Source organism: Helicobacter mastomyrinus (genome assembly GCF_039555295.1).
Classification (GTDB): Bacteria; Campylobacterota; Campylobacteria; order Campylobacterales; family Helicobacteraceae; genus Helicobacter_C; species Helicobacter_C mastomyrinus.
In genome coordinates, this window is the sequence record NZ_CP145316.1 from 1,331,017 (window position 1) to 1,351,015 (window position 19,999).

Annotated in this window: 15 protein-coding genes and 1 tRNA gene; 8 read left to right on the top strand and 8 right to left on the bottom strand. The window is 35.1% G+C overall.

What is annotated here, in order from left to right; all coding sequences use genetic code 11:
- Positions 1–8: 8 nt before the first annotated feature.
- From V3I05_RS06745 to V3I05_RS06780, 8 genes are all read left to right on the top strand, one after another.
- Entirely contained in the window at positions 9–485 is a 477-nt protein-coding gene (locus tag V3I05_RS06745) for a hypothetical protein (RefSeq protein ID WP_343353059.1), read from the top strand.
- A 151-nt stretch (positions 486–636) separates the two neighbouring features.
- Positions 637–909 (top strand): hypothetical protein, encoded by a 273-nt coding sequence (locus V3I05_RS06750; protein ID WP_343353060.1) that lies wholly within the window; start codon positions 637–639, stop codon positions 907–909.
- Between the two features lie 97 nt (positions 910–1,006).
- Positions 1,007–1,516, top strand: coding sequence for an Hcp family type VI secretion system effector (locus tag V3I05_RS06755; RefSeq protein ID WP_011115087.1), 510 nt, complete (start codon positions 1,007–1,009; stop codon positions 1,514–1,516).
- Positions 1,517–1,642: 126 nt separating this feature from the next.
- Positions 1,643–4,438: a type VI secretion system Vgr family protein gene (locus tag V3I05_RS06760; RefSeq protein ID WP_343353061.1), complete on the top strand. Its 2,796-nt coding sequence runs from the start codon at positions 1,643–1,645 to the stop codon at positions 4,436–4,438.
- Between the two features lie 86 nt (positions 4,439–4,524).
- Positions 4,525–4,845, top strand: a complete 321-nt coding sequence (locus V3I05_RS06765) for a hypothetical protein (RefSeq protein ID WP_343353062.1) — start codon at positions 4,525–4,527, stop codon at positions 4,843–4,845.
- Positions 4,787–5,338: a hypothetical protein gene (locus V3I05_RS06770; protein WP_343353063.1), complete on the top strand. Its 552-nt coding sequence runs from the start codon at positions 4,787–4,789 to the stop codon at positions 5,336–5,338. Before V3I05_RS06765 ends, V3I05_RS06770 begins: the two co-directional genes overlap by 59 nt.
- A gap of 452 nt (positions 5,339–5,790) precedes the next feature.
- A complete protein-coding gene (locus V3I05_RS06775) occupies positions 5,791–5,967 on the top strand; it encodes a hypothetical protein (RefSeq protein WP_300900570.1) in 177 nt (58 codons plus the stop codon).
- A 54-nt stretch (positions 5,968–6,021) separates the two neighbouring features.
- Positions 6,022–6,189, top strand: a complete 168-nt coding sequence (locus V3I05_RS06780) for a hypothetical protein (RefSeq protein ID WP_300742989.1) — start codon at positions 6,022–6,024, stop codon at positions 6,187–6,189.
- Between the two features lie 430 nt (positions 6,190–6,619).
- On the opposite strand, the gene V3I05_RS06785 is transcribed toward V3I05_RS06780, so the two are convergent.
- From V3I05_RS06785 to V3I05_RS06820, 8 genes are all read right to left on the bottom strand, one after another.
- A tRNA-Lys gene (locus tag V3I05_RS06785) sits at positions 6,620–6,695 on the bottom strand.
- A 1,329-nt stretch (positions 6,696–8,024) separates the two neighbouring features.
- Positions 8,025–8,285: a hypothetical protein gene (locus tag V3I05_RS06790; protein ID WP_343353064.1), complete on the bottom strand. Its 261-nt coding sequence runs from the start codon at positions 8,283–8,285 to the stop codon at positions 8,025–8,027.
- Positions 8,276–16,402 carry a hypothetical protein gene (locus tag V3I05_RS06795; RefSeq protein WP_343353065.1) on the bottom strand — a complete coding sequence of 2,709 codons (8,127 nt, stop codon included), beginning with the start codon at positions 16,400–16,402 and terminating at the stop codon, positions 8,276–8,278. Before V3I05_RS06795 ends, V3I05_RS06790 begins: the two co-directional genes overlap by 10 nt.
- A 130-nt stretch (positions 16,403–16,532) precedes the next feature.
- Positions 16,533–17,093 carry a hypothetical protein gene (locus tag V3I05_RS06800; RefSeq protein WP_343353066.1) on the bottom strand — a complete coding sequence of 187 codons (561 nt, stop codon included), beginning with the start codon at positions 17,091–17,093 and terminating at the stop codon, positions 16,533–16,535.
- 10 nt (positions 17,094–17,103) lie between these two features.
- Positions 17,104–17,559 (bottom strand): hypothetical protein, encoded by a 456-nt coding sequence (locus V3I05_RS06805; protein ID WP_343353067.1) that lies wholly within the window; start codon positions 17,557–17,559, stop codon positions 17,104–17,106.
- Between the two features lie 846 nt (positions 17,560–18,405).
- Positions 18,406–19,071 (bottom strand): recombinase family protein, encoded by a 666-nt coding sequence (locus V3I05_RS06810; protein ID WP_343353069.1) that lies wholly within the window; start codon positions 19,069–19,071, stop codon positions 18,406–18,408.
- A 223-nt stretch (positions 19,072–19,294) separates the two neighbouring features.
- Positions 19,295–19,552 carry a hypothetical protein gene (locus V3I05_RS06815; protein WP_343353071.1) on the bottom strand — a complete coding sequence of 86 codons (258 nt, stop codon included), beginning with the start codon at positions 19,550–19,552 and terminating at the stop codon, positions 19,295–19,297.
- 158 nt (positions 19,553–19,710) lie between these two features.
- The gene (locus tag V3I05_RS06820) at positions 19,711–19,959 is read right to left on the bottom strand and encodes a hypothetical protein (RefSeq protein WP_343353073.1); all 249 of its coding nucleotides are present in this window, start codon (positions 19,957–19,959) and stop codon (positions 19,711–19,713) included.
- Positions 19,960–19,999: the final 40 nt, after the last annotated feature.

A 19,999-nucleotide genomic window follows, 5' to 3' on the forward strand; every position in this document is an offset into this window, starting at 1 on the left:
GACAAAAAGTGTTAAAACAAAATATTAAAGATGAGGTTATGGAGTACGGAATCTACACCATACAAAATGAAAGTGAGATACCACAGAATCTAAAAGAAGATAAATATACTTTTTATGTCAAAATAAATGGTAAAGATATAAAAGATTATTATATTGATTATATGGATATTATGCAAAATGCTTTTTTATTTCACACAAAAGATTGTGTGGGTAATCCCGATGCTTTTAGAGATTGGATGCAAGATTTAGGTTGGCTTACTTATGATGATGGGAATGGCATAGCCTACAAAAATATTATCCTAGTCTTTGAGCATTGGAATGATGTAGGTAAGAGTTTCTTAAGTAGTGGAAAAAAGGTAAGAGAAAAGATATTGGAGGATTTTATAGAAGATGAAGGGATTTTAGAATCACATTATGAACGTACAAAAGAATATTTAGAAGATAGTGATAACCTTAAAGTTTTTAACATCTATCTCATACCATAATAAAGCCTATTGCAAACTCGGAGGCACAAGAGGTACAGAGAGGATTGTAACAGGACACAATAAAGATGGTAATGTGTTGTATGACTATATCTACTATACACCCAATCATTAATGATTTCATACATTTGATACCAAGATAAAGGAGGAGACAATGTATTTAGATAAAGAATCAAAAAATTTTAAATACAATATGCAATACAGAATCTACACTATACAAAATGAAAGTGAGATACCACAGAATCTAAAAGAAGATAAATATACTTTTTATGTCAAAATAAATGGTAAAGATATAAAAGATTATTATATTGATTATATGGATATTATGCAAAATGCTTTTTTATTTCACACAAAAGATTGTGTGGGTAATCCTATGGCTTTTTACGAGTTGAAAATTATGGACTTGATATTTTCAACATCTATTTAATTTTATAAATATTTTTAATTTTAGCGATATTTTTAAAATTATGCTAAAATTTCCTTTAATTTGGAGAATTAAAGAATAAATTATTAAGGAGCATACTATGGCGCAGCCAGCATATATTAAAATTGAAGGTGTTACACAAGGACTTATTTCTAGTGGGGCTTCTACGCAAGAGAGCATAGGTAATCGTTACCAAGCAGGACACGAAGATGAAATTATGGCTCAAGAGATTTCTCATATTGTAACTGTTCCCACAGATACACAAAGCGGACAACCATCAGGTCAAAGGGTGCATAGACCCTTTATTTTTACCTGTTCTCTCAATAAAGCTGTTCCTTTACTTTACAATGCCCTCACAAAGGGTGAAAGATTAAACAATGTAGAAGTGCATTGGTTTAGGACATCAATAGGTGGTGGAGCAGAACATTACTTCACTACAAAATTAGAAGATGCTATTATTACAGACATAGACCTTATTATGCCAAATGCACAAGATACAAGCAATAATAACAAAACTGAGCTCTTTAGGGTTTCTCTTAATTATCGAAAAATTATTTGGGAACATGTTGTTGCAGGAACGAGCGGAAGTGATGACTGGAGAAATGCTTAATTTCTTCATATCTGCCTTAAAAAAACTTTTTACACACCCTTAAAGTTGTAGTAGAAAAACGGGATGTTTTGTGAGATAGTGAGATGAGCCTCTTTTTTCACAAAAATACCCCTAAAGGATAGTTTTATGAGTGCTTTTCTTTCTTTGGATATTAACTCTATCACCTTTACCATCACCAAAGCCCATATTAGAGAAAGTTTGCAGTCTCCTTTTCATATTACTTGTAATGGTTTTATAGAATCCTTTTATGCAGATATATTTTCTGCTACTTTTGCTTCTTTGGGTAAAACAAACTCTCCCTCACACACAATCCAATCTCATACCCAAGATACCGATTTTGCATCATCTGCTCCCCCTTATTCTTTTGCATTAGACCAACCTTTCAATCTCCAGCTATTGCAAGATAATTTTGCTCTATTATATATTTCTAATCCCTATGGCAACACAAACTATCATAGTGCTCTTTCTATCTCTTTAGGTAATACTTCTACCCCTATTAAATCATATAAGGGTATCATTACACATATAGAGTATTTAGGTTCTAAATCTAATGTTTCCTTAGATACAAATAACACAATCAACACTATTGCTGACATAACAAATACTTCTCAACAAAAGACACTCTCTTCCTTAGATATACCTACACCTAAATCTATAAACCATAGACATTTCTTTACCTTTACACTCACTTCTCCTCTCATAAGACTTTCACTCAATAAAGCAAATAGAATTTATACAGATAAAACACCTTTAGACATACTCAAAGATATACTCACTGCTTATACTCCACAATTATGCAAACAAATAGATTTTTCTTCTCTTAGCCAAATTGATAATCCTTTAGAGATTATCACCCAATATGAAGAATCTGATTTAGATTTTATCACACGATTAGCTCATAATAATGGTATATACTTTTATGAAGACAATGATACTTTATATGTATGTCATCACACACCCTATACTCCTATTCCTCTCACTAAAGTCCCTTTTAATCCTAATGTAAAAACACATAATAATCTTAATGAACCCTGTATTTTTGCTCTCACACATTCTCATCATATACACACAAAACAATTTAACTTCTTCAGCAATGATGCAAACAATCCTCAAATAAATACTTATATGTATTCAAAATATATTGACAAACAATCCCCAGACATTGCCACTCATTCTGCATCAAATGATACTTCTCTAGCACAAGAAGATATGAATAATCCTTATAACTATACTGCCTCTATGCAAAGTGTATTTATACCCAATGTGAGTTTTACCTATCAAGCGAATATAAAGTCTCTTTGCTCTAATCAAGCCCAACATACTGCCAATACTCAAGCTCTTATGAACGCTCAAAGCAATATCTATACACTCTGTTTAGCTCAAAGATTATATATAGAATCTAAAAATAAATCTCTTTTAGGAAATAATATTCAAGATAATAAAACACAAGAGTCTATAAATGAATATACTATCATAGCATTAGAACAAACCCTTATAAACGAATCTATTCTTGCAGATACTTTACCCTCTCATCAACAAGCCAATGATAGCAACATCTCTCGGTTCAAAGATGCTTATAGTAATCTCATTACTCTCTTGCCTTCAAACCTATCTTATATGCCTACACCCAAGCCCAAACCAAACCCTCCATCTCTTATGCAAGGTATAGTTGTAGGAGAAGAGTATATAAAAGCCAAGAATATTAAAGAGGCTAATGCAAGTATCATCAAACAGAGCAACACGCTTTATACAGATAACTTTGGCAGGGTGAAAGTAAGGCTACATGCCTTTATGGCACAAGCTTTACTCACGGATAATGATATACACACAACACCCAATACAAACAATACCAAACATTCAAACAATACTCATTTAGAAGATGATTTATATACTCTTAATACACACACAGCTTTTCTTAGAGTAGCCTCCCCTATTGCAAGTAATCATTCTGGATTCTATCATACTCCAAGAGTTGGAGATGAAGTATTAATAAGTTACTTAAATAATGATATAGATATGCCCATCATTATAGGCAGTCTCTACAATCCAAGTAATCCTGCCTTACCCTCTTTACCCTTAGCCTCTCATCAAACAAGTTTAAGTGCAAGAACTCTTAATAATAGCAGTGCATTGCAAGCAGAGAATACAAACTCTCATCACAATCTCATAGAATCTGGATTCAATGAAATCACGCTTTCAAATCTTAAAGAACAAGAACACATCTATCTTCAAGCACAAAGAGATTATGAAGAACTCATTAAGCATAACTTCACTCAAACCATACATAACAATAAAGAATCTCAAGTAGAGGGAACTTATAATGAAAGGATTAAAAAGATTCATACTCAAACCATAGACTTAGCAAAGATTGTAAGTATTGGAGGAGAATATAATACCAATGTAGCTTTATCTAAAGATACTATTGTAGGATTAAGCCATACTTTAAATGTAGGAGTAGATAATAAGCTTAGAGTAGCAAAGGATAGTAGTGAGTATGTAGGAGAGGATAAGGAGGTGGAGATAGGGGGGAATCTCAATACAAGTATCAAACAAGATGAGAGTAGGAATGTAGGGGGGAATAAGAGTGAGGTGGTGGAGGGAGATAAACAGGAACATATAGAAGGCAATCTTAATATAACTTCACAATCTCAAGGTAATATTTATACCCAAAAAGGTTTATATGTAGAATCTCAAACTTTATCTTTTCAAGCAAAAGATGTTACCAATATGGAATCAGATTCTGTGGGTATAGATGCCCAAAGTGATTGTGCTATACAAGCTGGTAACCAAATCCTTCACCAAGTAGGCGATACTTCTATTACTGCTAAGGGAGATAGTGTTATTATTAAAGCTGGTGGAGTAGAAGTAGTCATAGATTCTAAAGGATTAGTCGTTAAAGGTGGGGAGGTAAAGGCGGAGTGAGAAGTAAAGAAAAAGGAATAAATAAAACCTCTTCTGGCTTACTCTTTATATGGATGAAAAACAAGAAAATGAAACTAAGGTAATAGATGCCTAAAACACAACAACTAAAAGTCAAAGTATATCTTGAAGATGCTTTCACTCCTGTAAATGACGCAAAGATAAAACTTATTCCGCTTGATATTAAAGATTCCACAACACCTAAAGATGAACTGCAAGAACAAATTTCTAAAAATGGAGAAATAATCTTTACTTTTCCTAATAATACCAATCAATTTGAATTTGAAGTTTCTGACGAAAGATTTTATAAAAAAGCGAAAAATAATGTAGTTAGAGCTACAAACAATTACAATGATGCAAATAATACAATCTCTCTTAATCTTTTATCTAAACTTAGATTATATTTCTAATGGAAAAGAGATCTATATAACCAATGGCAATAAGGCAATAGATTATTTTAATGCTTATAGTGGAAATGCTTTAAGTATAGAGGAAAAAGAAGAATTAAAAGAACAATACAAGTATGAAAACTTTGTGAGTTATAAAGACAAGCAAAATAAGATTTCTTATTTTTGTTTAGATAAAGAGTGGCAAAAACAAAAAGATAAAGGAGCAATTCCAGAGGGAATATACTATATAGACATCAATAAAAGTAAAAATGATAAGAGTAGTAGTATAAAAACACTTCATCAAAACATTATTTCAAAGTTTAAAGATAAAGAGAGGCAAAGTCAATGGGGTAAATATAATATCCCTATCTATACCAATAAAGAATGTTCTAATACTATAAGAATCCCTGTTTCAAATTATGGGCATAAAGCTTGTTTTAGAGCATCAAGATACACTGTCCAACAAGCAGGTATAAAAGATATTAGTGGTCCAAAGGAAAAACATTGCAGATAGCAAAAGAAATTAAAAAAAGCAAGCACCCAGAATGATTATCTGTCTATTGATGTTTTGAAGGCAAAACAAGCTATAAAGTATATAGATGAGCAACAGGGTAGATCATACTTATGGCAATACATATAATACCTAATACCGATGAAACAACTGATCGTTTTAAGTGATCGTTGGTAGGAAATATGATGAAAAAGGAAAGTTATATTATTTATTTTATGAGGTTGACACACATAGTGTTAACGAAAGAAGATAACAATGGGGAACAAGCGACAATAACAAGCTGTTGTACATACAATCTAATTTTATATTAAGCGGACAAACACGAATGGGAAATAAGAAAAACTACATTGTAACTCAAGTGCGAGTTAATGTAATCTAACTTAAGGAATAGGAAATGAAAAACTAATTGTGTATGTATCCCTAACAATCTTTCTCAATGCGCAAGCATTAGACTTATGGGACACAAATTTTATGAAATAAATAAAAAGAATGATAAAGATTGCTTAGTAGCTGATATAAGTGGATTTAGCTTGAGATTAAATAAAAAATTGCAAAAAATGATTCGTAATTTTGCTATGGAGGCTGAAACCTTGAAAATTATAGATATACAAACAAAAAATAATCATATATAAAAGCTGTTTCTGTGCTACATAATTGTAATGATATAGGTGTTAGTAAATGTTTAAATGAGCCTATATAACGCTGCTTTTTACTCACAAGAATCTAGTGTGTTTGATATTGAAATACTTAATGACAATACGATCTCTGTTAAAGATGAATTTGGAATAAGGTTTTATACGAATGACACTAAACAATACACATTGTGTAAATCTCAAATAGAAATAGAAGAGTGAATATAGCCTTGTTTAATAATAAAGCAAAGCATTAATCACCCATATCAAACTAGATTATAAACCTCCTTTATCACTTCAATTTAATGGTAAAGAATTAATGATATTACAATGGGGAGAAGTAAAGAGGGATAGTGTAGATTCTAACCAATACGATTTACTTTCTATAATTTCCCCTGTGTAGATTTTTAACCAGCTCTCTCTATCAACACAATACGGGCACTTACATCAAAAAAGTGGTAACAAATTTGGCTTATTTTGTAAAACCTCCTTGCTTGTTACCGATTTTGTAACCATTTTTTCTTTGCTGCTCTATAAAAATGCTATGTAAAAAATATGTGGAAAAATATTTTGAAAGTGCGCATACCAAGGGTTTCTAATGCCTTCTAATTCCTTCTAATTCCTCTTAATTCCCCTTAAGAACTTTCAATAGTGGTGGACGCGCAGAGGATCGAACTCTGGACCCACTGATTAAGAGTCAGTTGCTCTACCAGCTGAGCTACACGTCCTTTTGCATTCTCTTTAAGCTTTGCTCAAAAAGAAGCGGTATTATACTTTATGGAATTTTAGTTTTTGCTTTAGCACAGAGGCTAAAGCTTTAATTTTGCAATGCGTATGAGAGAATCTAAACCCATAAAGCCAACTTTGCAAGTGTAGATAGGCATAAGTGCGAATCAATAGTAAAGGTATATGAGACTAGCGAGTCTAAACCTTTTTCCCGACGCTTCGCGCCACGAAGCGGGCGAGAATAAGGTTGCACTATTAGACTAACGATTTTCTAGTTTATCTGCAAGTGAGGTATATCCTCACTTGCATAAAATAAAATCGCACGAAGTGCTAATCCACACTTGCAAAGGGTCTTGCTTTGCAGATATAAAATCTGCTTTGCACCATTCAATCCCGAAGGGATTTAATCTCGCAAAGGGCAATAGCCCTTGAGGACAAAAGGATACACTTGATAACCGCACTTCGTTTGGTTATCAAGTGAGATTCTAAGGTTAGAATCTCTAGTCTAATATCTTTTTTATTTTTCTATAAGGAGGAGGGACTTAAATATGCAAGTGTAGGCTAGTGCTAAAGCATAAGCGCAAAGTCAGCTCGGCAATATATGCCTCGCTTTCCCCCACTTTTTTATTGTTATTCGCTAGATTATCCGCTCACCCCCTTACGACGCTTTAAGAGGTTGGCACTTTATGCGATTTAATTTTTATGTCAGCGAAGACATATCTCACTTGTGGGGAGACAAACTTAAGAGTCTTGTTTTTGTTTTATAAAAAACAATGAGTTTTGCTTGATATTGAGTATTTCAAAAAAATATTTTTATCTTAAATATTTTTAGATTCTTTATTTATCGCAAAAAGATGTAATCCTGCAAAGGCAAAAGGGATTTATCCCCCCCCCCTTTTTTTTGGTAAAGGCTTTTCTATCCTCACTCTAACTTCCCCTAGCCCAAAGAAGGAATTTTGTTTTATCCTCCCTCGCAGAATTCCTCTCTTTATTCCCCCTCCCAAAGCGGAGGGGGTTAGGGGGTGGGGCATAAGAATTAAATATTTTAAATGAAGAATACAGGAGATTCAATTCTCTTTAGAGAAAATATAGACTAAAGAATTTACCTTAGAATCTTTGCTTTGTAAGTGTGGATAAGCATTGTGTGTAAATACCTCTTAATGATAAATGCGATAGTAGTTATAACCTTTAGGTGTAAGCGCGGATTCGTTTCACACAAGCCAGACTTTTACAAATGTGAAAGCATTGTGCGTATGTCTCTGCTCACAAGACTTTTTAAAGAATCGCTACTTTGTAAATATAAATTGGCACTTCGTATAAATACCGGGGCTTTAGCCCTGATAGTAAAAGCCATAATAAACTAGAGATATTCTCATCTCTATCTCATTTATAGCACCCTCTCTTCTTCTTTTATTTTCTACTTTTTCTACTCTTTCTCCCTTATTGCTCTTTTCCCTTCTATTTTTATTCTCTTGTTTCTCTTTTCTCTCTTGTTCTTGCCCCTTATTTTTCTCTACTTTAAAACTCCTTTTATTATTCTTTATTTCTTTATTTGTTTTCTTTGTTTTGTTGATGTTATCTTCTAAAACCATATCGCATATCGTAATGACCCACCAGCACTTAGTCGCTCTTGTGCGAATGTGCCATCTACTTGTAGGCTTAATTCACTCCTTTTACCTAAGGAGTAGTATAGCCCTGCGCTTCCTGTGCCCATTACAGGAGGTAAATGTAGCAATGAAGAGGCATTATGAGGTCCTATTTGTAGGGTAGTTGTATGCGTATCTTTAAGAGTATATCTCCCCCCTAGGGAAAAACTATATCTTGCATTATGTGTAAAAGCCTTTGTATATCTTACTTGGAGAGATACATAAGGCAAATGAAATAAATGTGCAGGATAAGATTCATCTAATGCAAATTCACTAGGATAGTTTAAAGTAAAGGCATTAAGTGCAAATATACCATAGCCTATACCTATCTCTGGTGAGATATAGCTATTATTAAAAAGCCGAAAGAAGTTTGCTCCTATTTTAAACTCTCCTTCTGCCCCATACGCACTTAGCTTATTAATAGCTGATATATCAAGGGCATTGAGATAAAGCTCAAACTCAGGGCTTTGTATTTGGGCGTGTAAAGAGAGTTTCATATAGTATTCCCTCATACCACTTGTGTAAAATGTCTTATAGTATGTCCCACCCACAAGAATACTGCTATTATTCACTCTTGCTTCTCCAGTAGAGCGAGGGAGAGTAGCCTTACCTTGCTCATAGCCTAGATAGATTCCAGCATTCCCCCAAGTATCTAGATTCTTAAATGTGCCTAGCAATGCTCCACCAGAGAATTCACTCCCTATATATCCTTGTCCTAAATCTGTGCGTGTATAGCGACTAAAAGGAATGATAAAGCTTTGATGATTTGAATCTTTAGCGTGAGGGGCATAAATGAGATCTGTTTCGTGGAGTAAGTCTATATTACTATAAACTAAAGGCACTTCTACATTCTCATCATCTTTTATTCTTTTGCCCTCTTCATCTACACTTCTAGAAGTAACCACATAGGTTTTACCTTGTCTATGGGAGAGTGAATCATGAAACATTCTTCTGCTCATAGCATCTATAAGATTACCTATAAGGATATTCTTAGAGATTGTTCCATTTAAGAGTGCAGCAGAAAGCGATTCTACAGGAGAGCCTTGAGGCTCAATCCCCAATGCAAATCCATCAAGCAAATCTATAATCCTTGTAGTAGATTGTGGGGTATAGAGATGCTTTAAGGCTTCTATTTTAACCGTAGTATTGCCCCCATAGCCTGTGGCTTGACCTACTGCTGGCTGCCCATAATCATCAGTTTTACCTACTGTATTGCCATTTTCATCTTGCACTGCACTAATGATAGTAGAATTTTGTCCTTGAGCATTTCTTTGGAGGAAGAGAGCCTGATAGTTATATTTCTCTCCCCATTTATCCTGAGTGGCGAGTATTAATATGCCTGCGTTTTGATCTCTTATGCTGCCATCATCATTAAAATGCGCATCAATCCTAATCTCACTCAAATTGACATTCTCATTTACTAAGATATGCCCTTTGGTATTATCATTTGTAGCATTATTTAAATTGGTATTATAATCTCCTCCTCTTTGTGTGCCTCCACCCTTTTGCGTAAGCTCTAATACCCAGTTTTTTAATTCAAGCTGTGTGGCATTATTATTACCGGCATTGATAGTCCCACCTATATGCACACCATTTGTATTTGCTATCAACGCTGTAGGATTAGCAAGATTACGTCCAAGTATTATCGTATCTGCAGTAATTGTGCCTGTGTTGCTAAAAGTTCCCCATATATCAATAGTCTTTCCGTTAGCTTCAATAGTCCCAGCATTATTAAATGCTCCATTCGCATCGCCTAAGCCGTGGATAAATAAATCTGTGTTATTTGTATTAATAGTCCCTGCAGTATTAGTGAAATTCACAAAGAAAGATACATCTTTGGCAGCATTGGTATTGAGCGTAGTGGTAGTGTTAGCGGCATTATTGGTATAGTTTGTGATAGATGAGGCAAGATTGAGTGTAGAGAGTGTGCCTTGGTTACTCAAAGTATTTAATGTAGCATTGGCATTATGAGTTAAAGTAGTGAGGGTGCCCTCATTAGTAAGAGTAGTAAATGTGCCATCATTAGTAAGCGTAGTGATTGTCGCATTGGTATTATTAGTAAGCGTAGTAAATGTGCCAGTGTTTGTAAAGGTAGTAATTGTGCCTTCATTGTTCCCTGCGTTGATAGTGCCTTGGTTAGCAAGGGTAGCTAGCTGTGCGTTATTAGCATTACTCAAGGTAGTGATATTTCCAGCATTAGTAAGCGCAGTTACATTACCATTAGTATTATTCGTCCAAGTCGTGATTGTCCCGCCATTTTGATTAGTAAAAGCATCTACTTGTCCGGCTTGATTATCAAAGGTAGTGATTGTGCCCCCTTGGGCATTTGTGAAGTTGAGGATATGTCCACTATCAGGGTTAGCCGCATTCGTGTTTTGATTAGTGAAGGTAGTAATAGTGCCAGAGTTGCTCCCATTATCTATTTTACCCTCATTGGTTAGAGTTTGTAGAGTGTTAGTATTGGTGAGGGTAGTAATGGTGCCACTTTCTTTGTTTTCTAGAGTGGTGATGGTGCTTTGGTTAGTAAGGCTTCCTATGGTTCCGTTGTTATTATTTGTAATAGTCTCTAATGTAGCGCCATTTTCATTATTTAAAGTAGTGATTGCGCCCGTATTCTCTACTTTGGTGAGAGTTCTGCGATTATTGATTGTGGTAATGGTGGCATTTTGTTCATTGGTGATACCTACATTAATACTGCCTTCATTGGTAAGCGTATCAATGGTAGCATTGCTTTTATTGGTGATTCCATTTGTAAATGTGCCCGTATTGCTAAGGGTCGTTACATTGCCTTCATTACTAAAGGCATTGGTAATAGTTCCAGCATTATTGAGCGTAGTAATAGTCCCTGTGTTTTTATTCTCAAGCTCAGTGATTGTGCCATTTGCTTGATTATCTAATTGAGTTATACTCCCGCTATTATCTACTTTATCAAGTTGAGAAGTATTTGTTAATGTCCCTATATTCCCTTGGGCTTGATTTGTGATACCTACATTAATTGTCCCATTATTCGTAAGTGTTGTAATAGTCCCTGTGCCAGCATTGGTAATCCCTTGTGTAAATGCGCCCGTGTTATTGTTATTAAGGGTAGTGATTGTCCCATTATTCGTAAAGGCATTAGTTACACTCCCTGCATTATCAAATTGCCCTATGGTAGCATTGGCTTGATTGGTAAGGGTGGTTATCGTGCTATTTTGGGTATTGGTAAGTGTTTGAATACTTCCGCCTGTTTGGTTAGTAAGAGTAGTGAGCGTAGCATTACTTTGATTATTGATTGTATTGATGTCTCCGGCATTGGTTATAGAGCTTAAGTTTTGTTGATTATTGATTGTGCCTATATTCCCTCTATTATTCCCTTGGGCTTCATTGGTGATACCATTGGTAATTGTCCCATTATTGGTAAGGGTAGTAATGCTCCCTGTGTTGGTGTTAGTAATACCAGCATTAAATGTCCCATTATCATTTTGAAGTGTTGTTACCCTACCTGCATTGCTAAAGGCATTAGTAATATTACCTTGGTTAGTAAGCGTAGTGATAGTAGCATTCGCCTCATTGCTTAAAGTAGTAAGAGTGGCTGTATTAGTATTACTAAGATTTTCCACACTTCCATTGGCTTGATTAGTAAAGGTAGTGATTGTGTCATTATTGATTACATCTTTGAATGTGCTTGTGTTTGTGATAGCAGTAATAGTGTTATTATTGGTGAGAGATTCAAAGTGCCCACCTGTGTTATTAAGGTTTTGTATAGAGCCTTGCTGATCATTGGTAAAAGAATTTATTCTTCCATTTGCATTGTTGGTGAGGGTAGTAATACTTCCTGTATTTGTGCCCGTTTGTATGGTGCCCGTATTAGTAATAGCATTCATCGTGCCATTCACATTATTATTAAGATTGGTAAGACTCCCAGCATTAGTGAGATTGCCTACATTGCCTTGGGCTTGATTAGTGAAGCTATTAATTGTCCCCCCTTGGGCATTTGTAAAAGCATCTACTTGTCCGGCTTGGTTAGTAAAGGTAGTGATAGTCCCACCATTTTGGTTGGTGAAATTGAGAAGATGGCCACTATCAGGGTTATTTGGATTAACATTGCTATTAGTAAAAGTTGTTATCGTGCCAGCGTTACTGCCATCATCGATTTTACCTTCGTTTGTAAGAGTTGTAATAGTAGATTGAACAGCATTGTTAAGATTAGTTATCTCTCCGCCTTGTTGGTTATGAATCTCATCTAATGTAGCGCCATTTTCATTATTTAAAGTAGTGATTGTGCCCGTATTATCTACTTTATCAAGTTGAGAAGTATTTGTTAATGTCCCTATATTCCCTTGGGCTTGATTTGTGATACCTACATTAATTGTCCCATTATTCGTAAGTGTTGTAATAGTCCCTGTGCCAGCATTGGTAATCCCTTGTGTAAATGCGCCCGTGTTATTGTTATTAAGGGTAGTGATTGTCCCATTATTCGTAAAGGCATTAGTTACACTCCCTGCATTATCAAATTGCCCTATGGTAGCATTGGCTTGATTGGTAAGGGTGGTTATCGTGCTATTTTGGGTATTGGTAAGCTGGGCAATTTGCCCATTAGCATTATTAGCAAGCTCTGTAATAGTAGCCCCAGATTCATTATTAAAAGTAGTGATTGTTCCGCTATTTTCTACCCTAGATACATCTCTTCTGTTAAAAACAGTTGTAATTGTGCCATTTTGTTGGTTTGTGAGTGTGCCTGTGAGATTTCCCTCATTTGTGAGTGTGTCTATATTTCCCGTGCTAGAGTTTGTGAGATCACTTAGAGTTCCTGTGGTTTGATTATTCAAAGTAGTGATTGTTCCATTATTTGTAAGAGGTTGGGTAATCGTGCCATTATTGTCTAGCCTTTCTATCGTAGCATTAGCATTATTATCAAGGGTAGTAATTGTGCTTCCTGCTGTGTTATTTATCGTAGAAATAATTCCATCACTTTGATTAGTTAAAGTGGTAAGCGTAGAGTTGTTTTGATTATTGATTGTGCCTATATCTCCTGTATTGGATATAGAATTTAAATTGGTGGTTGTAGTGATAGTATCTATATTCCCTCTACCATTATTATTTGCCTCATTTGTGATAGTTGTCATTGTGCCATCGTTTTGAATGGTTGTTATAGTGCCTGTGGAGGAATTGGTAAGAGTTGTTAGCGTGCCGGTATTTTCATTAGTAATAGTAGTGATTGTCCCATTATTGGTAAGAGGTTGAGTGATATTCCCTCTATTCTCTATGGTAGCAATAGACCCACTCATTTCATTGGTAAGAGTTGTTAGCGTGCCGGTATTTTCATTAGAAATGCTATCAATACTCCCTGAATTGCTTATTGTGGTGATGGTATTTTCATTAGAAATGCTAGTAATTTGTGCATTAGCTTGATTAGTAAGGGTAGTTATGCTTCCATTGGTGTCATTTGTAATATCGCCTATCGTGCTCGAGTTTGTAAGAGAAGGAAGTTGTGCGCTATTGCTAATGGTATCTATATTCCCATCATTGGTAATACCATTATTGAAATTTCCCTCATTTGTGAGTGTGTCTATTTGCCCGGTATTAGAGTTGGTAAAGCCATTCATCACTCCATTGCTCATATTAGCAAAAGCAGTTATCTCTCCATTATTGGTAAAGGCATTGGTAACTGTTCCATCATTATTAAGATTTTCTATCATAGCCCCTTGATTATTTTCAAGGGTATCGATTCTCGCATTGTTATTATTGGTGAGAGTTGTCGTTGTGCCACTATTGGTAAAGGTAGTAATAGCGCTTTCATTGGTAAAATCATTTATAGTTGCCCCTGTGTCATTTGTAAGGGTTGTTATACTCCCACCCGTGCTATTAGTAAAGCTTTGCACATTCCCAGTAGCATTATTATTAAAAGTAGTGATTGTTCCGCTATTTTGCCCATCAGTAATGCTTCCTGTATTAGTAAGCGTATTCATCGTGCCATTGGTTTGATTATTGAGATTGCTTAGAGTGCCAGCATTAGTAAGCGTATCTACCCTCCCTTGTGTGGCATTGGTAAAATCAGCTATCGTTCCCCCTTGAGCATTGGTAAGATTCTGCACTTCTCCACCATTATTAGTAAAGCTATTGATTTGATTACTATTGGTAAAGTTTTCTACTATCCCTGTGTTTTGATTATTATTAAAAGTAGTGATTGTGCCATTATTTGTGCCATTAACAATAGTCCCTGCATTCTCTATGGTGGATAATGTGCTTTGATTGGTGAGCGTATTTATTGTCCCCCCTTGATTATTTTGTAATGTAGTTACACTCCCACCGGCATTATTACTAAAGTCAGTTATCGTGCCATTATTGGTAGCATTATCGAATGTGCCAAAGTTTGCCACTCCTGCCATATTACCAACATTATCAAGCGAGTCTATCCTGCCACCACTTTCATTGGTAAGTGTGCCCATATCCTGCACATTGCCAGCACTACCATTATTATGAATCGTAGTGATGGTGCTGCCATTACGATTAGTAATATTCCCCATCATATTATTATTAGTAATAAAATCTATGGTTCCATTATTTTCATTAATGATACCTGTGGTGATATTGCCTCGATTGGTAATCCCACCTGTGAGAGCTGTTCTGTTTGTAATAGTGCCTATTGTCCCATTATTTTGATTGGTAATCCCACCTGTGAGAGTGCCTTCATTGTTTATAGAAGTTATATTCCCCGCATTTGTAAAGTTTGTAAAGCTTCCATTTGCTTGATTATTTAACGTTGTGATGGTGCCTTGATTAGTGAAAGTATTATTTGAGACTGCTCCACTATTATTAAACGTATTGATTGTAGCATTATTGGCATTAGTAAGAGTGCTTATGGTGCTGTTATTATTTAAAGTTGTGATTGTGCCATTTGCATTATTACTTAATGTAGTGATGGTATTTTCATTCGTAAGGGTGGTGATCGTCCCTGTGTTACTTACATTAGTCATTGTCCCTGTGTTGGTATTTTGCAATGTAGTTACTCTACCTCCGGTTTGATTATTAAAGCTATTGATTTGAGCATTATTTGTAATCGTCTGCATTACGCCGGTATTTGTGGCAGTTTGTATAGTGGCATTATTTGTAAGGGCAGTAAATGTCCCACCGGTATTATTAAGGGTGGCTATATTCCCACCAGCATTATTGGTAAAGTTATTAACATTCCCTCCCCTATTATTGGTAAAAGTTGTAATGGTTCCTGCATTTGTGCCATTTGTAATAGCCCCGGCATTAGTAAACGTAGTGAGTGTGCCATTGACATTATTATTAAGTTGAGTGATTGTCCCACCTGCTTGATTATTCAAGCTATCAATACTCCCATTAGCATTATTAGCAATACTCCCCATCGTTCCACCTTGGGCATTGATAATACTTGTGATACTCCCTGCATTATTATTAAGATTATTTATACTCCCCCCATTAAAAATATTTCCATTTATTGTGCCACTATTATTAATCGTATCTATCCTATTACCATTACCAGCATTCACATTAATACCCTGAATAGTCCCTCCAGTATTATTAGTCAAAGTTCCTATTTGTGCATTTGTGCTACGTGCTTCAAGGAGTATAGCCGCAGTATTTGCATTAGCCGTATTAATAATATTACCACTATTAATAAGATTATCAATCCTTGCATTACTATTAAGATCAATAGCTCCAAATGTCCCACTTGTAGCATTTGAATTAATGGTGGCATTAGCATTATTCGTAAGGGTAGTAATAGTAGCATTCTGCATCCATACACCACTCGAGCCAGTAATCGTTCCATTATTGGTAAAGTTTGTTATCGAAGATAAAGTATTCCCCCTTACATTAACAGCTTGCCCAACGTTGGTCGATGTGAGTGTTCCAGCATTAGTAAAGGTTGTTAAGGTAGAGGATTGTAGCCACAATATATTTCTATTGGTTTTATTAATATTTCTATTGACATTAATTGTGCCTAGACTCGCCCCATTTAACCCTATACTTGCTCCTAACACCGAATGAATGTCAAGTCCACCCGGAGGATTAGTGATATTGATGGTTTTAGCAGCTTCATTACCAGTAACCTGCACTTGTCGATTAGTGATGTTTGTGCAGATATTCCCATTACAATTTGCCCCATTAATTGCTCCTGTGCTTCTACACTAAGAAGTAAGGGAGCTAGGGCTAAGGATACAAGAGCGAGCTTATTCCCCCTTTCCATCACCTCTTTCCTTTGCACCTATTATTAATCGTGTCTATACGAGCATTAGCATTAGCTTGTGTGATGCGATCTATGTTGCCGCCATTTTGATTTGTAAGAGTGCCTATATTTGCAGCATTAGTAATACCTCGACTTATTGTGCCACTATTATTAATCGTATCTATCCTATTACCATTACCAGCATTCACATTAATACCCTGAATAGTCCCTCCAGTATTATTAGTCAAAGTTCCTATTTGTGCATTTGTGCTACGTGCTTCAAGGAGTATAGCCGCAGTATTTGCATTAGCCGTATTAATAATATTACCACTATTAATAAGATTATCAATCCTTGCATTACTATTAAGATCAATAGCTCCAAATCTCCCACTTGTAGCATTTGAATTAATGGTGGCATTAGCATTATTCGTAAGAGTAGTAATAGTAGCATTCTGCATCCATACACCACTCGAGCCAGTAATCGTTCCATTATTGGTATTGGTAAGGGTAGTAGTCATAAAGTGGCATTGCCAGATAGCACTTTGATATAAGAAGCAAAGATTCCTAAAAATAGTATTCACGTATAACCTTTCAGCTTTTGCTAACCTCTTGGTGTGCATAGAGAGAAATGCAAATATTATTCCAAATATAGGGCAGGTGGGTAATACTGCTATTGTGGCAATATGCTGTTATTCTATAGGCTTTGCCAATGTGCTGCAGACTTCTATCATTCGTATTATTAGCAATTATCCTCATTGTTCCACCTTGGGCATTGATAAGACTTGTGATACTCCAAATTAGGGAGCATAGCTTTGAGATTCGGGGGGGGGGGGGTAATAGAGTAAATAAGAGATAATTACTCACTTCTTTAGCCCTTCTCACCCTTGCTTTAAGCTTATTGTAAGTATTGAACGCGGCGAGAGAGATATGTTTAAAGTTACTCACTAAAGCATTATGAGTATTGCAAATATGCTTACCTCGCTTGTGTAAGCGATGATAGGAGAAAGCATTTTGTGATTGTAGGTTTAGAGAGCGTCCTCTATTCATTTCAACCCCTTGTATATGAAATATGAGCTGTATTATTTGCAGCTAAAGACTAAAGATATGAAAAATTAATGCACTTTCTCTTAAGAAAATTTTTCTTAAGAGAATCAAAGAAAATAAATAGAGTAGAATACACAATAAGAGCTTACATATTGTTTAATTGTTTAAGCTATATGCTGCTATTTTGGGGACATCTACCCTAACAACCCTCACAAACGCTGGAACATTAACTTCCACTACTCAAGGACAAGCTATTAATGTAAATAGATAATTTAATAGAGATAGAGATAATTTATGAATATTTACCATAACATAAGAAATATTAAACGATAGGCTGCATTTATATTGATAGATTATGAAAAGAGGTATGAGTGCAAAAGCCTTAGAAGAAATAGAAGTGCTTTAGGTTGCCTCTGATTTAGTAAATTCTCTCACACAGCGCAGTAATGAAATCACAAGCGTGATTTCTCTTATTTATGAATCCCTCTTTGCTTTGATATATTTCTTTCTGCTCCTTACTCTATTTGACATTATTTCTCTACTGCTCCATTTCCCTTTCCACTCCTTACTTCTTCTCTATTGCTCTCCACTCCTTACTTTTTCAGTATTTCTCTCTTTCTCTTTGATTTATATTAATAGCTTGTCCTTTATTATTAAATGTTAGGAGTATGAAAAATCATTTAAAGATAAAATATATTTATTGATTAATGATTAATGATTAATGATTAATGATTAATGATTAATGGTGCTAATATTTAAGTTATTTGTAAGTGTATCTATCGTGCTTTGGTTAGTTAGGTTGATTGTTGATTTATTGTTGATGTAGTATTGGTGGCATTTGTCATATACTTACTTTTTCATTCTCGCAATAAGTGAGGTGCTTTTATCTTTCTCTATACGCAAGGCTTCTACAATTTTTTTATTCCTACGGCAATACATATAAAATCCGTGGTAAGTTCCCTCCTTACCTATGAGCTTCCAAATGCTTCCTAAATCTAAATCTTTTTGAATATACTCGATAACTTCTTGCTCATATTTATCCCATTTACTTATGCTTGTTCTCCCTTTGGGTCGCCCTAAGATTTTACCTTGAGCTTTTGCTGCGGCTAAACCCTCCTTGGTGCGCATAGATAAAAATTCTTTTTCAGTTTCTGCAATGTGGGCGTATATTGTGAGTATAAGCTGTTCTGCATTGCTTTGAAATGTGCTTAACTCTCTTTGTTTAACAAAGATAAATTTAATCCCTATTTGTGATAGCTCTAAGAGGAGATTCATCACCTCTAGCATACCTCTCCCTAGCTTACTAAGGTCAGTGGTAATGAGCACATCACCTTTATTTAATCTTGATTTGAGGGCTGCGATTTTACGTTGTTCTTGGCTTTTTTTACTTGAAAGGGTGGCTTCAAGAAGCTCATCAATAATAAGCTGATGGGTTTGAGCGTATTCTAAGATAAGCTGTTTTTGTTTATCATTCTCTTGCTTTTCAACACCCACTCTAAGATATGCAATTATCATTATTCTTTTATCCATACTCAATATAAAAATGTAATTTTATATTTTTTTTATTAAATAATGTTTAAATATAATTAATGAACTTTTTATACAGAATAGATTCAAATAAAATATTTTAGTTTATCTAAAAATCGATATATCTTATTAATCTAAAGATTTCTTTTAAATATAGAAGTTTCCTGTAAAATGAAGTTTCTTTAGAAAAGAGATTGAATGATTAAGCCATTCAAGCCCCTCGAACATTAACAGCTTGCCCTAGAGTAGTGGAAGTGAGTGTGCCAGCGTTTGTGAAGGTTGTTAAGGTAGAGTTATCAAGCCATACGACATTTCTATTAGTTTTATTAATAGCATTGCTAATATTTAAACCTCCTAGCTGTGCCCAATTAAGCCCTATACTCGCTCCTGTAACGGCGTGAACAAGAGTGCCTCCTAGAGGATTAACTACATTAATATCACGATTAGACTCATTGCCTGTAACATACACTCGGGCTCTGGCAATATTGGTATAGGTATTCCCATTGAGAGTGGCTCCAATAAGCTGTGAATACGCTAATACTCGTAATTATGGTTTTGCACTTTTCTTAAATGGGTGTGGTAGGGCAAGCCTGAAAGGATAAGGAAAGATGGGTAACCTTAGCTCCATTAGTCTTGTATGTGTGAGATTCTTAAGCTTGTTTTGCATTTTTCACAAAGTGTAAAAAGAAGTGCCAAAATGCTATTTTTGAGATTTTTGACGTTATGGGTAGTATTATCTATCCTGCCACTATTAATAAGATTATCAATCCTTGCATTACTATTAAGATCAATAGCTCCAAATCTCCCACTTGTAGCATTTGAATTAATGGTGGCATTAGCATTATTCGTAAGAGTAGTAATAGTAGCATTCTGCATCCATACACCACTCGAGCCAGTAATCGTTCCATTATTGGTA